This window comes from Pseudoalteromonas shioyasakiensis (genome assembly GCF_022398475.1).
Classification (GTDB): Bacteria; Pseudomonadota; Gammaproteobacteria; order Enterobacterales; family Alteromonadaceae; genus Pseudoalteromonas.
The window spans coordinates 22,376-38,809 of the sequence record NZ_JAKEVM010000029.1; the positions used below are offsets into that span (position 1 = coordinate 22,376).

17 protein-coding genes are annotated in these 16,434 nt (G+C 41.9%); 12 read left to right on the forward strand and 5 right to left on the reverse strand.

The window, feature by feature from the left end; genetic code table 11:
* Nucleotides 1–10: 10 nt before the first annotated feature.
* The 3 genes from L1D51_RS07710 to L1D51_RS07720 are packed head-to-tail and all read right to left on the reverse strand — an operon-like array spanning nucleotide 11 to nucleotide 2,354.
* On the reverse strand, nucleotides 11–364 hold the full coding sequence (locus L1D51_RS07710; RefSeq protein WP_054563518.1) for a hypothetical protein: 354 nt from the start codon (nucleotides 362–364) through the stop codon (nucleotides 11–13).
* A 43-nt stretch (nucleotides 365–407) separates the two neighbouring features.
* Nucleotides 408–1,022, reverse strand: coding sequence for a paraquat-inducible protein A (locus L1D51_RS07715; protein ID WP_239963365.1), 615 nt, complete (start codon nucleotides 1,020–1,022; stop codon nucleotides 408–410).
* 54 nt (nucleotides 1,023–1,076) lie between these two features.
* Complete coding sequence (locus L1D51_RS07720; RefSeq protein ID WP_239963366.1) at nucleotides 1,077–2,354, reverse strand: EAL and HDOD domain-containing protein; 1,278 nt, start codon at nucleotides 2,352–2,354, stop codon at nucleotides 1,077–1,079.
* Between the two features lie 104 nt (nucleotides 2,355–2,458).
* Between L1D51_RS07720 and L1D51_RS07725 the strand changes: the two genes are divergently transcribed.
* The 3 genes from L1D51_RS07725 (at nucleotide 2,459) to L1D51_RS07735 (ending at nucleotide 4,829) form a co-directional block, all read left to right on the forward strand.
* Nucleotides 2,459–3,223, forward strand: a complete 765-nt coding sequence (locus tag L1D51_RS07725) for a substrate-binding periplasmic protein (RefSeq protein ID WP_054563515.1) — start codon at nucleotides 2,459–2,461, stop codon at nucleotides 3,221–3,223.
* Between the two features lie 79 nt (nucleotides 3,224–3,302).
* Nucleotides 3,303–3,869: a PhnA domain-containing protein gene (locus L1D51_RS07730; protein WP_054563514.1), complete on the forward strand. Its 567-nt coding sequence runs from the start codon at nucleotides 3,303–3,305 to the stop codon at nucleotides 3,867–3,869.
* A gap of 150 nt (nucleotides 3,870–4,019) precedes the next feature.
* Nucleotides 4,020–4,829: an META domain-containing protein gene (locus tag L1D51_RS07735; RefSeq protein WP_054563513.1), complete on the forward strand. Its 810-nt coding sequence runs from the start codon at nucleotides 4,020–4,022 to the stop codon at nucleotides 4,827–4,829.
* Between the two features lie 56 nt (nucleotides 4,830–4,885).
* Here the strand turns inward: L1D51_RS07735 and L1D51_RS07740 are convergent, their stop codons facing one another.
* Nucleotides 4,886–5,725, reverse strand: coding sequence for a 23S rRNA (adenine(2030)-N(6))-methyltransferase RlmJ (locus L1D51_RS07740; RefSeq protein WP_054563512.1), 840 nt, complete (start codon nucleotides 5,723–5,725; stop codon nucleotides 4,886–4,888).
* A 240-nt stretch (nucleotides 5,726–5,965) separates the two neighbouring features.
* On the opposite strand from L1D51_RS07740, the gene L1D51_RS07745 reads away from it, so the two are divergent.
* The 9 genes from L1D51_RS07745 to L1D51_RS07785 all read left to right on the forward strand — a co-directional run bounded on the left by L1D51_RS07745 (nucleotide 5,966) and on the right by L1D51_RS07785 (nucleotide 13,164).
* Nucleotides 5,966–6,196 (forward strand): cell division protein ZapB, encoded by a 231-nt coding sequence (locus tag L1D51_RS07745; protein WP_054563591.1) that lies wholly within the window; start codon nucleotides 5,966–5,968, stop codon nucleotides 6,194–6,196.
* Nucleotides 6,196–6,483 (forward strand): cell division protein ZapA, encoded by a 288-nt coding sequence (locus tag L1D51_RS07750; protein WP_054563511.1) that lies wholly within the window; start codon nucleotides 6,196–6,198, stop codon nucleotides 6,481–6,483. Before L1D51_RS07745 ends, L1D51_RS07750 begins: the two co-directional genes overlap by 1 nt.
* A 68-nt stretch (nucleotides 6,484–6,551) precedes the next feature.
* Entirely contained in the window at nucleotides 6,552–7,538 is a 987-nt protein-coding gene (locus L1D51_RS07755; protein WP_054563510.1) for an MBL fold metallo-hydrolase, read from the forward strand.
* A 28-nt stretch (nucleotides 7,539–7,566) separates the two neighbouring features.
* Nucleotides 7,567–9,063: a LysM peptidoglycan-binding domain-containing protein gene (locus L1D51_RS07760; RefSeq protein WP_239963367.1), complete on the forward strand. Its 1,497-nt coding sequence runs from the start codon at nucleotides 7,567–7,569 to the stop codon at nucleotides 9,061–9,063.
* 63 nt (nucleotides 9,064–9,126) lie between these two features.
* On the forward strand, nucleotides 9,127–9,615 hold the full coding sequence (locus L1D51_RS07765) for an FKBP-type peptidyl-prolyl cis-trans isomerase (protein ID WP_054563509.1): 489 nt from the start codon (nucleotides 9,127–9,129) through the stop codon (nucleotides 9,613–9,615).
* A gap of 9 nt (nucleotides 9,616–9,624) precedes the next feature.
* Nucleotides 9,625–10,350, forward strand: a complete 726-nt coding sequence (locus L1D51_RS07770; RefSeq protein WP_054563508.1) for an SDR family NAD(P)-dependent oxidoreductase — start codon at nucleotides 9,625–9,627, stop codon at nucleotides 10,348–10,350.
* Nucleotides 10,347–11,189: an amidohydrolase family protein gene (locus L1D51_RS07775; RefSeq protein ID WP_239963368.1), complete on the forward strand. Its 843-nt coding sequence runs from the start codon at nucleotides 10,347–10,349 to the stop codon at nucleotides 11,187–11,189. Before L1D51_RS07770 ends, L1D51_RS07775 begins: the two co-directional genes overlap by 4 nt.
* Before the next feature lie 44 nt (nucleotides 11,190–11,233).
* On the forward strand, nucleotides 11,234–12,781 hold the full coding sequence (locus L1D51_RS07780) for a S41 family peptidase (protein WP_055020894.1): 1,548 nt from the start codon (nucleotides 11,234–11,236) through the stop codon (nucleotides 12,779–12,781).
* 8 nt (nucleotides 12,782–12,789) lie between these two features.
* Entirely contained in the window at nucleotides 12,790–13,164 is a 375-nt protein-coding gene (locus tag L1D51_RS07785; RefSeq protein ID WP_239963369.1) for a hypothetical protein, read from the forward strand.
* A gap of 80 nt (nucleotides 13,165–13,244) precedes the next feature.
* Here L1D51_RS07785 and L1D51_RS07790 read toward each other — a convergent pair whose 3' ends face one another.
* A complete protein-coding gene (locus L1D51_RS07790; protein WP_054563504.1) occupies nucleotides 13,245–16,265 on the reverse strand; it encodes a TonB-dependent receptor in 3,021 nt (1,006 codons plus the stop codon).
* Nucleotides 16,266–16,434 lie beyond the last annotated feature (169 nt).

Genomic DNA, 16,434 nt, shown 5'->3' on the forward strand with positions numbered 1-16,434 from the left:
CCTATCCTGCTTAAGCAGTAATAGGTGGACGATATAAAGAACTTGCGTGGAAACTAAGCTGGCTGGCGCCTAACACGGTGACTTTTTCTGATTGCTTAATTGATTTAACAACTAAATCATTTAACGGCAGGAGTGAATGAGCTGTACAGGCATTGAACGGACACGCACAATCGCTGTTATCCATTACGTCTTCATGGCAACAATCCATATCACTCATGTCGCTGTCAGCACTCATATTTGCATGATGATCCATCTGCATACTGGCATGTGGCATATCACACACCATAGCAACAGACGCAACTGACTGACCCACAAAAGTGAGCAGCATCATAGCTATCAATAAGTAGCTTGAAAGTCGCGTCATCATCATACCTTAAAAATTAATTGCCCAAATTGTAGCCCAAAATTTACGCGCTCGACAAGGGCTTATCTATTTTTATGTTACTGCTGGCAGCAATAGCAAACAGGCAATAACCAGTAAAATACCAAAATCCATCCCCCAATTCGGCATGCATTTTGATTAGCTCGCCCATTTGCCCATCGGCATTACCAGCCAAATAAGACACGATTAATGCAATCACAAACACATCGACCATGCTCCATTTACTTAGGCCCTGTATGAGTTGACCGAGCAAATGCTTAAATCTATTCGCAGGTAAAAAATAATAAAGCAATTGCATCAAGAGTTTTAAAGTGGGAATAACAATCGAGAACACTGCAACAAGCGCGGCAACAAGGTAATTTTTGTTATTGGCTAGCTCATTCACGGTGCCCCAAATGCTGCGTGTTTTTTTGTAGGCATCTATTTCACCTTCAAGCTTATCAAGCCCCAACATGCTTGAAGCCATCATTAACACGCTACGGGTATTGCGATCGCCTTCATCGGCAATCATTTCAATACCTGTTTTGGCAAGCTTAGATTTATCGATTTTTCCTTCTAGGGTGAGCACAGGCTGGGTTACACCAGGAATTAGTAACGCCAAGGCAATTAAAATAGCCAGTATTGGAAAAACAACACGCATTAGTTACAAACCTTTTTAATACTCAGAGCCCGCATCATAACGAACTCTGTGCTTTTAGTCTGTAACCGATGATAAGCTTGCGAACACTTCATCGGCATAAGCACGGGCATCGTACATAGCTTGAAAAACCACATCCATCTTTGACGCAGGGCGGATCATCATTAGCAGCTCATGAGCAGTTTGCCATTGCTCTTCTTCCATCGCCTTAACAAGTTGTAAGCTCGCACCTTGCATGCCATTAAAGTTTAACAGTGCGCTCGAAAGCTCACTACCCAGTGAAAACTCTTTGGCAATGATATCAAGCTCCATATCTAAAATAGCATCAAGTACGGATAGTAAACCGACTAAATAACCCTGCTCAGCTAGGTCTTTACCACCAGGTTCAAGCATCAGCGCAATAAATTTAGCTCTTGTTAAGCCCAGTTTAGTCAGCTCTTGCGGTTTATCATTGCCCAACTCGCTCAGCGCTAATACCCGTACAAATTGTCTAATCGCGTCTTCACCAAGGTAAATAACCGCTTGTGAAATCGAACGAATTGTTTGCTGACTATTACTGATTCGCGCATTAACTAATTTTAAAATGCGTGCTGTAAGGCCTATATCTTTAGCAACTCGTTGTTGAATTGCGTCAAAATTTAAATCTGTTTGCGCAGTACAGTTAAGTAATTCAAGCACGGCAACTTTTGATGGTTCAACATTACCAAAACTTAAAAGCTCTGGCTTGGCAAAAAAGTAGCCCTGAAACAGGTCGCAACCTGCTGCTTTTAGTTGCTTAAAGTCTTCATAAGTTTCAATGCGCTCCACTATGATAGTGGTTTCTGGGAAGCTGCGTTTAAGCTTTTTGATCATCATGTTGGTTTTGATAATCGGCTGCGTAACTTCAAGCTTAATAAAATCCATTAAAGGCAAAATATCTTGCCATTTATCTGTGCCGTCGTAATCATCAAGCGCGAACAAATAGCCTTCTTGTTTTAACTGCTTAACGCGATTCACTACTTTTGGGATACTGGTAGCCCGCTCCACTATTTCGATAACCGCACTGCGTGGTTGTAACAGCTTAGGAAAGTCATCCAAAATAGCGTCGGTCGATAGGTTGATAAACGCAGGTTGAAAACCCGTTAGCTTCTCGAGTCCCATCAACATTAACGCGTTAAAAAATAGCCGCCCCGTTGCTTGGCCATCACTCGTGCCTGCAGGAAAGACATTATCGCTCGATTCTCTATACAATAATTCGTAAGCATACAAACTTTTATCAGCATTAAATATTGGCTGCCGGGCTATATACTGAGTCACGCTCTGACTTTTGTTACCTTCCATACTTAATTCTGACATTCTACTTCTCACTTAGATGTGGCTATCTCCACATTACTATTGTTATAAGTATAGTGAAAGATGTTTACCTTGCTAAAAAACAAAAACCCAACCAAACTAGGTACATGAAAACGAATTCAATCAGACCATTGCGCTTCTCTAACTCGATTTTCTTAATTTTACTTTTTCTTACTCAAGCAGTTTTGGCTGAGCAGCAACCTGTACTGAAATACAATGTAACCGGCTCTGGGAACTACTATCCTTACTATATTGATGATAAAAGCAATCCAGGGATCCTTCCTGAAATTATCAAACAAGTTATGCTGCTTGCTGATATTCAAGTGCAGCATGTCGAGCTTCCTGCAAAACGAACCGTTAAATACCTTCACCAAGGACATATCGATTTTGATGTCATAAGCCCCGAATGGCTGAGCCAGACAGAAAAACAAAATCCACAGTTTAGTTACTCAAACACCCTGTTTGCCGTTGAAGAGTATCTAGTGAGCTTAAAAAGCTCTGTGGCTCAATGGCAGCAACTCAACAGTATTCGTAATCAACCCGTAGGGACTGTTTTAGGCTATTACTATTATGACGATAACCGCTTTAAACGGGTTGATTTTCACTCTGAGCAACAACTCATTCAGGCGTTAAAAATGCAACGAATTGAGGTCGTCATAATTGATAAACTGCCAGCATTATATTGGGCTGAGCAATTTGATGCAGATATCAGCTTTGGTGCATTACATTCGCTAGGTAATCTAAAAATTCGCCTGCGCAGTGAGCATCAATCATTGTTACCAAAAATAAATACAGCAATCAAAGAACTTAAAAATTCTGGCCGCTTAGATGCCATAATCAATAAATACACAAAAAGCATACCCCTACAATAATTAGGGATATTCCGCTTTGGACCTGCTTTTGCTATAATGCGCGCTGTTTTTCTTACCTTGTTAACTAAAAGAGCCTCCTATGAGCATTGAACAAGCCCTAATCGAACGCAGTAATAACCAATGTGAACTTTGCACTAATACAGACAATCTATCTGTTTACGAAGTGCCACCTGTTACAGAGGCTCATTCTGATAAATGCATTTACGTTTGCCAAACCTGTAAAGATCAAATTGAAAATAATGCTGATTTAACTGCAAACCACTGGCATTGCTTGAACGACAGCATGTGGAGTCAAACACCGGCTGTACAAGTTGTGGCTTATCGCATGTTGAAGCGTTTAGCTGCTGATAACGGTTGGGCACAAGACGCACTCGATATGATTTATCTTGAAGAAGACACGTTAAAATGGGCGCAAACAGCCCTAGCTGAAGATGACGATATTAAACACATCGACAGTAATGGTGTTGTACTTCAAGCGGGTGACACTGTGACACTTATTAAAGATCTTGATGTGAAAGGCAGCAGCCTTGTTGCTAAGCGTGGCACAGCAGTAAGAAACATTGGCTTAACGAGCAACCCAGAACATATTGAAGGCCGTGTTGATGGTCAACGCATTGTTATTCTGACCAAATACGTGAAAAAATAACGAGCACTCAATTTGCTTTTTAAAGCGAATCCGTAATTAAGAAAATGGGCCAAGTGCCCATTTTTTGTTAATTAAGCTATGATTAAGTCAGCGAACTTTATGCTTATTCAATTACAAAGACGCATAACCCTAAAACGCAAGGAAACAATCATGGCTTCGGATACCATCTCATCTTTCAAACGCGCTTCTCTATGCAGTTTAATGATCTTAGGGAGCAGCTTAGTATTAACAGGTTGTGGTGAAGACTCTGCCGCACCACAAGCTGAGCAATCAACAATGAAAACCCTCAATACTCAGGTTATTTATTTAGACCGCAGCATGCTGCCACCGGGTTCAGTATTAAAAGTACAACTTGCTGATGTATCAAAAATGGATGCCAAAGCAGAGGTTATCAGCGAACAAGAAATTGAATTAAATGGTGCGCCACCATATAACGTGGAACTTGAGTATGACGAAAGCAAAATTGCTGACCGTCACCGCTATAGTGTGAGTGCACGCATTGAGAATCAAGGTAAATTACTTTACATCAGCACCACTCACAATAATCCATTTGCCGAAGATGCGACGGATGATGTGTACAAGGTGACAGTAACAAAAGTATCAGCGAAAAAGCCAGACGTGACATTGACCAATACGTATTGGAAAGCAGTTACAATCAGCGGTGAGGCTATCACCGTTGAAAATAAAGAACCTTTCGTACAGTTTAAAGACGATGGTTCAACCAATGGTCACTTAGGATGTAATAACTTCTCAGGTAGTTACGAGGTTAACGAGCAGACGCTTACATTCAACCCATTAGCAAGCACCAAAAAAATGTGTGTATCACAAATGGATATTGAAGCGGCCATGTCTGCAGCACTTGCGGCAACAGCTAAGTACTCTATCAATGGTGAACAGTTAACCTTGTTAGATGATAGTGATGAGCCACTTGCGACCTTCGCAGCGACTTATATGAATTAACAACAGTTAAATACAAAAACGCCCAGCAATTGCTGGGCGTTTTTGTATTGGAGAAATTATTCTTCAACTAACTGTTCACTGCGATAAAAACCACTGCTATCGCTTAGTAATGAAACAAGCTCTGGTAATACCGCATCCATTGTTTGCTTTAGTTTCCATGGCGGGTTGATCACTATCATACCCGATGCTGTCATACCGTGAACGTCGGTGTCTGCCTCTGTTGCAAGCTCGAAAAGCTGAATGTTACGCATACCCGATGCGATTAAACCCGCTTCCATTCTGTCAATTCGCTCACGATCTACAACCGGATACCAAATCATGTACGTTCCAGTTGCAAAGCGTTTATGCGCCTTAACAAGAGTGTTAACAACCGTATCGTAGTCGTTTTTAATTTCGTATGGAGGGTCAATAAGCACACAAGCTCGACGTGATGCTGGTGGTAATAAACCAATTAAGCCTTGAAAGCCGTTTTCACCACGTACGCGAATAGAACGCTTACCTTTCATGTTGTCTTGCAGTAACTGTAAGTCACGAGGATGCAACTCAAAGAACCAACCGTTATCTTGGCGACGTAAAAAGTGCTCTGCAATTTTTGGCGAACCAGGGTAAAAATCTAAATTACCATTTGAGTTAAATGATTTAATCAGCTCAATATACTCATTAAGTGCATTGTGTTCACTGTTATGCTGCCAAAGCTTAGCAATCCCATCTAAATACTCTTGTGTTTTTTGTGCATCACTGCCTGCAAGTTCAAAAAAGCCAGCACCTGAGTGGGTGTCCACATAATCAAGCGGTTTGTCTTTAATTGTTTGGTATTTAAGAACTTCAGCTAGAACAAGATGTTTTAGAACATCAGCAGGGTTACCTGCATGAAAAGAGTGTCGATAACTAAGCATATTTATAAGTCGCCAAATGCAAAACTGCATTAAAAATGAATAGCCATATTGTACATGATAAACAGAAAATGATCCTAGCATCTGGCGTTTTGGTGAATCATAAATGAATAAAAAAGCCGCTACGCTGAATTACACCTTAATAATAAATAAAAATCCTCTAAAACGGCCGTAAATGCTGGCATATCAAGACACTTTCCTTTACATTTGCATGACAATAATCACAGTTTTATGAGCGCATTTATGAATAACGAAACTCTTTCCCAACTCGAACAACTGATCGACAAGTTAATTCTTCGCAACAGTGAACTTGAAAGCGAAGTTAAAAGCTTACAAGAGCAAAACTCTAAGCTTTTAGATGAGAACGAAACTCTGCAACTAGAAGTACTAGAAAACGAAGAGAAACAAAAAGATACAAGCAGCACACTAACTGGCCTGCTTGAGAAATTACAAAGCGTTCAACAGGCTAGCTAATGAGCGGCCCACAAAGTCAGCGGGTCACCGTAGAGCTACTAGGTAAAGAACATGAGTTCTCTTGCCCACCTGGGCAAGAACACGCCCTAGTTGCTGCTGCACAAAATTTGAATGACTTAGTGGAGCAAATGAAACAACGCTCATCGGTTCGCAATGACCAAAAAGCGTTGCTGATGGCAGCATTACATTTAAGTCATGAATTGCTTGAAGTTAAATCTCAACAAGCAGAACAAGAGCAACAACATGACAGCTTAATAGATAAGCTCAGCCAGCACCTTAGTATTTAGAAAAAAGCGCATCCTGCGCTTTTTTTGTTTACAATCAATTCTACTAACCACTATCAGAGCGAAACACTATGCGATTTTGTGCTTTTTTGATCTGTCTTTTCGTAAGCTATAGCGCCCAAGCAAGCGTTAGCTGGCATAGCATCAGTCCCGAAATCCAATTTCTACAACAACAAAATAAACTGCGTTTTTACGATTCGAATCAAGTGCTGATTGAAGGTAAAGAATGCGCATTAATGTTTGATGCCAGTGGTAACTTTGCCGAAGTAGAAAAGCTCGCAGTGCAGTTAAAAAAACGCTTAAAAACACCATTATGTTATTTAGTAGCGAGCCATTATCATGATGATCACCTGCTAGGCTTGGCCGTTTTACAGGCTGAGTTCCCTGAAGCTAAGCTTATTGTGCATCAGCAAGTAGCAACTGAGTTTGTAGCGATGCAGCAAGCATTGACAGATAAATTAGATGGTTATGAAAAAAGTATTGAATTGAGCTATCAACGCCTTGCCAATCAACCTGAAGATCAACAAGCTATTTGGCGCGACAAACTAGAACTTGCTAAAAAACGCTTATTTCGCTGGCGAGAGCTCACCTTAAAGCCACCAGCGATTAGCATTACTGAACCAACACAGCTAGACCTTGGTAATTACCCTATCGTTATTACACCGTATCAAGCACACACTAAAGGCGATCTCACTTTAAGTGCAGATCAAGGTCGCGTGCTGTTAGGTGGCGATATAGTCGACAGCTTACCCTATCCTGGGCATGGTACATTTTCTAGCTGGATAACCACGCTGCAAGGTATCCAAAAAAATACCACACTGACAACAATTTTACCGGGTCACGGTAAGCCACTGACACCTGCTGAACTTGCACTCCCTTTAAGGTTTTTAAAAACCATTCAAGAGATGACAAATTCCTCGCCAGATAAACCAGTGAGTGAATTAATTCCGCTTTTTCCTGCAGAGGTTAAACAGCAATACCAGCTTGATGAAGTGGGAGAAAGAGCGTTTTCTATGTTTCTAGAAGCTGGACTTAAACAAAGCAAATTGTCAAAATAGGGCTAAAATAGTAAAAGGATTTTATTATATGGCTCAAGTAAGTTTGAAATATTTACTTTTGCTGAGCTTGTTTATTGGCTTACAAGGATGCCAAGTAACTCAGCAAGAAACAGAACAACAACGGGCAAGGCCGGAGATTTTTAGCCATTATGAGCCCGATTTAACAACCCAACAAGCACCTAGTGAGTTTGTCGATTCAACAGCTGTTGAACCACGTCCTGTTGCTGCGTCCATAGCAGTCAATAATACCCCGCTAGCAAAGCCTCGCTCGAAAGATCTATGGCAGCATATCGCCAACAATTTAACGCTGGTATTTCAAACCAATAAACATACATCTGCACGAGTAAAATGGTATTTAAAACAGCCCAATTACCTGATTAAAGTAAATAAACGTGCGGCACCTTATTTGTATCATATCGTCACACGTATCGAGCAACAGAAGCTACCGATGGAGCTGGCCCTATTACCCTTTGTTGAAAGTGATTTTAGACCAACAATACGATCATCAGAGCAAGCCGTTGGTGTTTGGCAGTTAGTCGGCGCAACGGCTTATCATTTTGGTGTGCAAAGCGACCAATGGTATGACGGCCGCCAAGACATACTCGCTTCAACCGATGCCGCTTTAGCTTATTTAAGTTACTTACATAAACGCTTTGATGGTGACTGGCTGCATGCCCTTGCAGCCTATAACAGTGGTGAAGGACGCGTTAAAAAAGCTATCGCAAAAAATAAAAAGCTTGGCAAAAAAACTGACTATTGGTCGCTATCGCTACCAAAAGAAACCGCTGAATATATACCTAAACTTTTGGCACTTAGCTATTTACTAAAGCATCCTGAACAAGGCTTAAAGCGCCCTAAATTAGCGAATAAAGCACTCACCACAGAATTTGATGTTGGCCAGCAATTTGATTTTTCGGTGATCGCTAACTTATCTGGCGTGGGGCATAACCAGCTCCACAAATTAAACCCAGGATATTTAAAAAACCAAAGCTCGCCAAATGGTCCACATACTCTGCTTTTACCTATGGAGCGCCGCACCTTGTTGCAAAGTAAGCTGTTTCGCAACAACTTTGCCGGTGAGTATATAGTGCAAAAAGACGATACCCTTTATGGCATTGCCAGACGCTTTAATATGTCTGTAAAGGATCTGAAAGCGCTTAATAGCAAAACAAGTAACCTGATTAAGGTCGGTGAACAATTGCGCTTATCACAGCCCCAAACCATGCCGGAATCACTTATGGTTGATTACAATATCAGCCCTTACCTTGAACAGCATGAGGAAGTCATCGCAACCATTGCGGTTGATTACCTAGTCAAACCAGGTGATTCAATTTGGAGTATCAGTCAGCTATACGACGTGCCTCATAAAGACGTCGCAACGTGGAATAAACTCAGTGCCACTAGCATTTTAAAACCAGGCACCATTTTGACATTGCACCTACCGCAAGCAAAACCCGCTGAGCCGCAAGTACCAGCCAGCGAAGCCATGTTGTCAGGCATTGAAAGCTCGTTGAAAAAGCCTTGATTGCTCACTCTTTGTGGTTAGCGTAAAATCAGCGCCTATATTTAAATTCTAAAGAGAAATAACATGCAGATCAGTAAAGACGCAGCGGTTGAGTTTCACTACACACTTAGTGAAGCAGGCGAGCAAATCGAATCAAGTAAAGATGGCGAGCCACTTTCATATATCCATGGCACTGAAGGCATGCTTCCAGGTCTTGAAAAAGCCCTTGAAGGTAAATCGGCTGGCGATAACTTTAGCGTAACACTTGAGCCTAGCGAGTCTTACGGCGAGCGCGTTGATAACCTTATCCAACGTATTCCACTTAAGCACTTACAAGGTAACACAAAAGTGTGGAAGCCAGGTATGACTGCAATCGTTCATTCAAACCAAGGTCGCCACCAAGTGACTATCGTTAAAGTGGGCCGTTTCAATGCCGATTGTGACTTAAACCACCCATTTGCTGGTAAAACACTAACGTTTGATGTTGAAGTGATTAATGTTCGCCAAGCAACTGCCGAAGAGTTATCACACGGCCACGTGCACGGTGAAGGCGGTTGTGGCCACAGCCACTAAGGGTAAATGATGACAAACGTTGCAATTGTCACTGGTGGCAGTAAAGGTATTGGCAAAGCTATTGTTGAGCGTTTAGAGCGTGAGGCCTACACAGTATATAACTTAGATATCACCCCGTCTGAGGGCAACTATCGCCACTGTGATGTTAGTGATGTTCAGCAGGTGAAGTCAGTTATCGCCGAAATTATTGCCGAGACGGGCCGCGTTGATGCCTTAATTTCTAATGCGGGTCGTCATTTAAGTGCCAGCATCGAAAATACCGATGAAGCAACGTTTGATGCCCTGTTTGCGCTCAATGTGAAAGGTGCCTATGCAGCAATTCAAGCTGTATTACCTAGCATGAAAAGCCAGCAAGGCGGCAGTGTTGTATTGGTTGCCTCTGATCAGGCAATCATTGGCAAACCAAACTCGTTTGCTTATAACCTTACCAAACATGCGCTAGCTTCAATGGCAAAAACGACAGCACTCGATTATGCCGCGTTTAACATTCGTGCTAATGCGGTTTGTCCGGGTACGATAGAAACACCACTGTTTCATAATGCGATTGATGCATATTGTCAGCGCAGTGGTGCCAACAAAGCAGAAATTGTTGCTGAAGAAGCCGCACTGCAACCGCTAGGCCGTTTAGGGCAACCAGAAGAAATTGCAGCTTTGGTGAATTTTTTAATAAGCCCAGAAGCAAGCTTTATAACTGGTAGCTTACAAAGCATTGATGGTGGATACACCACGCAATGAGCGACAAAATTATTGACCCACATGTGCACTTTTTTAACCTCACTGAGGGTCAATACACTTGGCTACAAGGTAACAATCCCCCCGCTTGGCCAAATCTAGATAAAATAAAAAAACAAATTACTGCTTCAGAGCTTAAAGCCGCTTGCCCATTTCAACTAGAAGCGCTGGTGCATATTGAAGCTGGCTTTGATAACCAAGCGCCAGTGAATGAGCTTAATTGGCTTGCAACGCATTTAAATGACATTCCCTATCGCGCAATCAGCTACAGCGCGATTGACGCATCTAGCAAACACTTTGAAGCGTCACTCAATGAGTTAAAGCACTCATCTTTGGTTGGTATTCGCGATATAACCGAAGGTGATGAAGCAAAGCGCTTATTAACTCCTCACTGCCAAGATAACCTAGCCATGCTCGCAAGCGAAAACTTACACTTTGAAGCACAGTTTGAAATTGAAAACATGCAGGTAACCGAGCAGATTATTAAATATTGCACCGCACTGCCCTCATTACGTGTAGTAATTAATCATTTAGGCTTTATTAGTAATGAGCAAAGATGGCTCGAAGCAATCATTAAACTCAGCCGCTGCGATAATATCGCGATAAAGTTCTCAGGGTTAGAGTTCACGCAAATAGCAGTAAACAAACATCTTTGGCTGGTTAATAATTTAGTTAAGTACTTTGGTGAACATCGAGTGATGTTTGCCAGTAATTTCCCTGTTTGCCAGATAAATACCAGCTACAAAAACTGCTGGGAGCACTATCACTCATTGTGCTCGCAGTCGAGTTTATGGCATAAACTAAGCTATAAAAACGCCCGCGAAATCTATCTAATTGCTTAAAAACTAGCTATATTCAGGTCAGTAAAGCTGTTTAGGTTGGTGTTATGTTTGTTCATTTTAAAAAGCCTTTAGCTGCTGTAGCAGTTACGTGTTCGCTTATCATTGCAGGCTGTGGTGGTTCTGGTAGCTCAGAGTCAGGGACTATCGATGCTGCTGATATCACATGGACTGAAGGTGTATTTGAGCCATCAAGTAAGTTTGACCAACAATGCCAAGCACTTAATGAAAAGCACTGGCTACGCGCTTGGAGTCACGAAACCTACCTTTGGTATAACGAAATTGTTGATCGCAACCCTGCATTGACTGACGGTGTTTTAAATTACTTTGCCTTATTAAAAACCCAAAACACCACTGATTCAGGTGCAAATAAAGATAACTTTCATGCCAGCTTGCCAACTGACGAGTGGCAAGCTCAGAGCCAATCGGGGCAGTCTTTTGGTTATGGCTTTAAACTTAAGTTAATCAGTGCCAGCGCCCCTCGCCAAGGGATTATCAGCTACACAGAACCTAACTCACCGGCTGCAAACCTCAATCTGAGCCGAGGCTTAGAAGTCATTGAAGTGGATGGCGTTGACTTTGTTAATGCCAGCACCCAAGCTGAGGTTGATGTATTAAATGCAGGCCTCTTTCCATCAGAGTCTGGCAAGGTGACCTCTTTTGTATTCAAAGACATTAATACCAGCGAAATTCGCGAAGTCACTATGACTGCACAAACTATTACAGGCCAAGCAGTTAGCAACATAAAGACCTTCGCCAATGGTGAAGTAGGCTACTTTCAGTTTAATCGCCATAATGCTGTAGCAGAAAAACCCTTATACGATGCCTTTAATAATTTAGCTGCAAGTAACGTTAAAGATTTAATTATTGATATGCGCTATAACCCCGGTGGATTCCTGCAAATGGCCAGCCAAGTTGCTTACATGGTAGCTGGCGAAAGTAACACCACAGGTAAAATCTTCGAGCGCACTATTTTTAATGATCAGCATCCAACGTTTAACCCAATCACTGGCGATCGCTTAGAGCCTGTTTATTTTACTGATGAGTTTTTAGGCTTTGCCGAAAACCCAGCTGTCAGCCCAGGAACCCCATTGCCTTCGTTGAACCTAGAACGTGTTTTTGTGCTGACAACAGGCAGCACCTGCTCAGCAAGTGAGGCAGTGATTAATGGCCTACGCGGTGCCGACATCGAGGTAATTCAAATAGGCGAAACAACCTGTGGCAAACCCTATGGTTACTACCCAACTGATAACTGTGATACTACGTATTTCAGCATTCAGTTTACGGGCGTCAATAATAAGGAATTTGGTGAATATGCAGATGGCTTTGCACCACAAAACAGCAACGATAGCGAGTTTCAACCTGTAATGATCCCAGGCTGCGCTGTTGCTGACGACTTCACTCATCAATTAGGCGATGAAAGTGAAGCTATGCTAAGTACAGCGCTTAGCTATCGTGAGACTGGCCGCTGCCCTGCCGCCACTTCAACGATTAGTGAACAAGGGTTTGCACCGGCTATTTTTACAGACACACCGAAAGTGCTTGATACCCGTACTTCTACCTTGCTTCAGCAAAGTAAAATTTTAGAGCAGTAGGAACCTTAATGAGAGCCCAACTAACTAGTCTATTACTGTTATCGACACTGCTAGGCTGTAGTGCTCAAAGCCAAGAGCCAACACCGAAACTGCAGCATGCGCGGTTAACTGAGTCACAAAGTGAGCTAATAGCAAAAGGGATAGCAAGACTAATGCATAGCAAGCCTATCGCTGTAGCCGATGATGCGTTTATAAATAGCAGTATATTAGTGACTGATAGTATGAATGTACTGGATGCGCAAGGTAACCCGATAATGGGTAAACAGCTAGCGATGCCTGAGCGTTTTGAATTATTAATCAAAAATAAAATGTGTTTTGTGCGCCATTTAGATAGTAAAGCGACCGAGCCACTGCCTTTGGTAAAATGTAAACCGATAAACTAATCTAAACTAAAAAACAGATATAAAAAAAGCCCTTACGGGCTTTTTTAGTCGGGGGACAATCAAATTGATTGTTCTTATGCTTAGAAGCGAGCTTCAAATCCTAAACGAACAGAGCGAGGTGATTGCCATGTATACGCAGAACCATAATAAGAGTTAACTTCACCCTCATTTTGCTCATAATGCTCATTCGCAGATGTCATCTCTTGGCTATTAAGTACGTTAAATACGTTAATAGTTGCACGCATATCAATATCAGATACCGTGAAGTCATATGCAGCTGATAAATCTAAGTTAAACGTCCAAGGAGTACGACCCGCTGTACCACGAGTGTGCTGCTCATAGATTTTTTCGTCTTGTTGACATTCGCCATCACCATTCGTGTCTGGACAATCATTGGTATAGATGTAGAAAGTATCACCCCAGCCACCATTTAGGTTTGGATCTTTTGATGGATAACCTTGGCCGAATAGGCTTTGTGGACGACCACTTTGTAGTGTTGCATTCCAACCAACAGTTAAGTTTTCAACTGGTTCCCAGCTACCGAAGAACTTAAATGTGTGACGACGATCGTTAGGTTGATAACCTTGTGAACCATCCATTACTGCTGGGAAGTCGAAATCTTGCGTAATACCCGCATCAGCTTGGCCGATATCAGACTTAACAGCACCTTCGAAGTTACCTACACTACGTGCCCAAGTATAACCGAATTGGTAACGGATAGTTTCCGCGCGGTAATCCAAGCTAAATTCAACTGACGTATACTCATTGTTTGCTTTCGGTAAGCCGATTGTTTCAGCTGAGTAAGTTGTTAGTGAGCCTGCATCTGGAACACCGTCATTATCAAAGCTTGAATCACCCCAATCAGTACCATTCCAGTAATAACCATCGCTGTACCAGCTTGATGTAGAGCCTGGGTTGATCATGACGCAGTATGGGTATGCGTAACGGCCACAGTAATCATCTAGTGCAGTTGCAACTTCACGATATGTACCTTTTAAACCAACGGTATATTCATCGTTGAGTGCTTGTTGCACACCAATGATGTACTCATCTTTAGAAAACGGATCCGCTTCTTTTGCTTGGAAAATATCTTTTTCAGGGATAACAGGTACACCACTCACTTGTTGTGAATTTGCTAAACCACCACTGCCGATAGTATCAGCTAAAGGAGCAAGGCCTGTTGGTGCGCCTGTTGTTGGATCCACACCCGTATACGTATAGGCAGTCGTAATATCACTAACACCTGATGCCGCACGGAAAATCGTGTTATTAGCAACTGGTAAATAGTAACGACCATATGTACCGTACACTTTCGTATCACCCGTACCTGTTGGATCCCATGTGAAACCTAAGCGAGGAGCAATGTCTGTTTTGAAGCTTGTTAATAACTTGCCAGTCGTACCCCAGCTATCGAATTCGTCGATACGTAGGCCAACTTTAACAGCAAAATCATCAGTTACTTGCCAGTGATCTTCAAGATAGTAAGCAGTTAATTCAGACTCAAAGCTACCACCACCGTCAAAGATACGATCTTCAACATAATCAAGTGCAGCACCTGTGTTATTGGTTAGTGCACCATTATCAGCTTGCCAGCTACCATTATCTGCAAGCGTACGATAGTCATAGCTATGGCCACCAATTGGTTGGCTGATTCGCTCTGATTTACGCTCTTGATAATCGATACCAAAGCTAATTTCGTGTGCATCCCACACATACTCAACATCTAAGCGATATTGTGTATTGTCATCGTTATTGGCACCAAAACTACCACCAGCACCACAGCCAGTGATTGGGTTTGAAGTACCACGCGAGTCAGTTACACTTGGACAAACTAGATTCTCAGATTGAGTTTCATATTCAGTTTTGATATTACCAGCCATTGCTGTAACTACTAGGTCTTCTGTTAAGATACCTGTATAGCTTAAGCTTTGTGCTTTACCACCACGTTTTAGAAGTGCGCCATCAATACGATCACCAATCGCACCATTGTCATACTCAAAAACAGAGCGCTCAATATCACGACGGTTTGAGTAAGCAAAATAGCTCAAGCGATGATTATCCGTAATATCCCAATCAAGCTTACCACCCCAGAAAAGGTTATCACCGCCTGATGCTGATTCTTTACGATATTGATCGTTTGGTGAGAATTCGTCACCTCCCCAAGTGTATGTAGACTCTGTATCACGAGGGTTTACTAAGCCATAGAAGAATAAAGTATCTTCAATTAACGGACCACCCACTGCTAAAGTGACATCCGCGCTATTATCAGAAGCTACGCTTTCGTCTCGGAAAATTTGTCCGGCGCCTTGGTTACCACGTGAAATAGAACCCTCTTCTTGAAGTGAGTCAGGAGAATATTGTACAACTGCAGAGAATTCCCATTCATTGGTACCACTTTTGGTTGTGGTGTTAATCGTACCACCCGTCGCACGGCCAAACTTCGCTGAGTAACCACCCGTTTTTACTTGGAATTGGTCATAAAATTCGAATGGTACTTCACCACAGCCTAGACCTTGACGTGTATTTGTTACTTCAAGACCATTGATATAACAAGCATTTTCCGCAACAGATGAACCACCAAATGAGGCAGTGTTACCAAATGCACTATCACCTTTAACTGCACCAGGCGCTAATAATGCAACCGAAGTAAGATCACGACTGATAGGCATACGATCGATTTCAGCATCGGTAATAACCAAGCCTGAGTCAGCTGTCGATAAATCAATTGATGAAATACGTGCACCAACAACTTGAATAACTTCAGGGCCTGAGTTTGCAACACTTGCTAAATCAAAGTTTGCCTTTGAGTTAGCACCTAAAGAAACACGCACTTTGTCTTCAGCAACAATATTACCGTCTTTTAGAATCTGAATGTCATAGTTACCTGAAGGTAATGATGCAAAGCGGAACGTTCCATTTTCTGAAATATTTAAAGTACGTTCTAAACCTGTTGCTGGGTTTTTAACTTTTACAGTGTAAGAAGAGGTATTTGCCACATTCTGAACAGAACCAATTACGTCCGATGCAGATGCAGGAAGGGCTAAACCTAGCGATGCAGTAACTGCTATCGCTGTTATGCTTTTCCGAAACATAGATTTCATTTTTGTATCCCTGTTTAAATTATAATTATTTGCGCCTATAAAATAGGCACAATTACATTAGTAAAGTGAAACAAGAATGTAAATTAAAAACACAAATATATTACAAAAAAACCATATTTATTAGAACCAAGGACTAAATGTAACTTTATGTAATCACAGGGTTTTAATC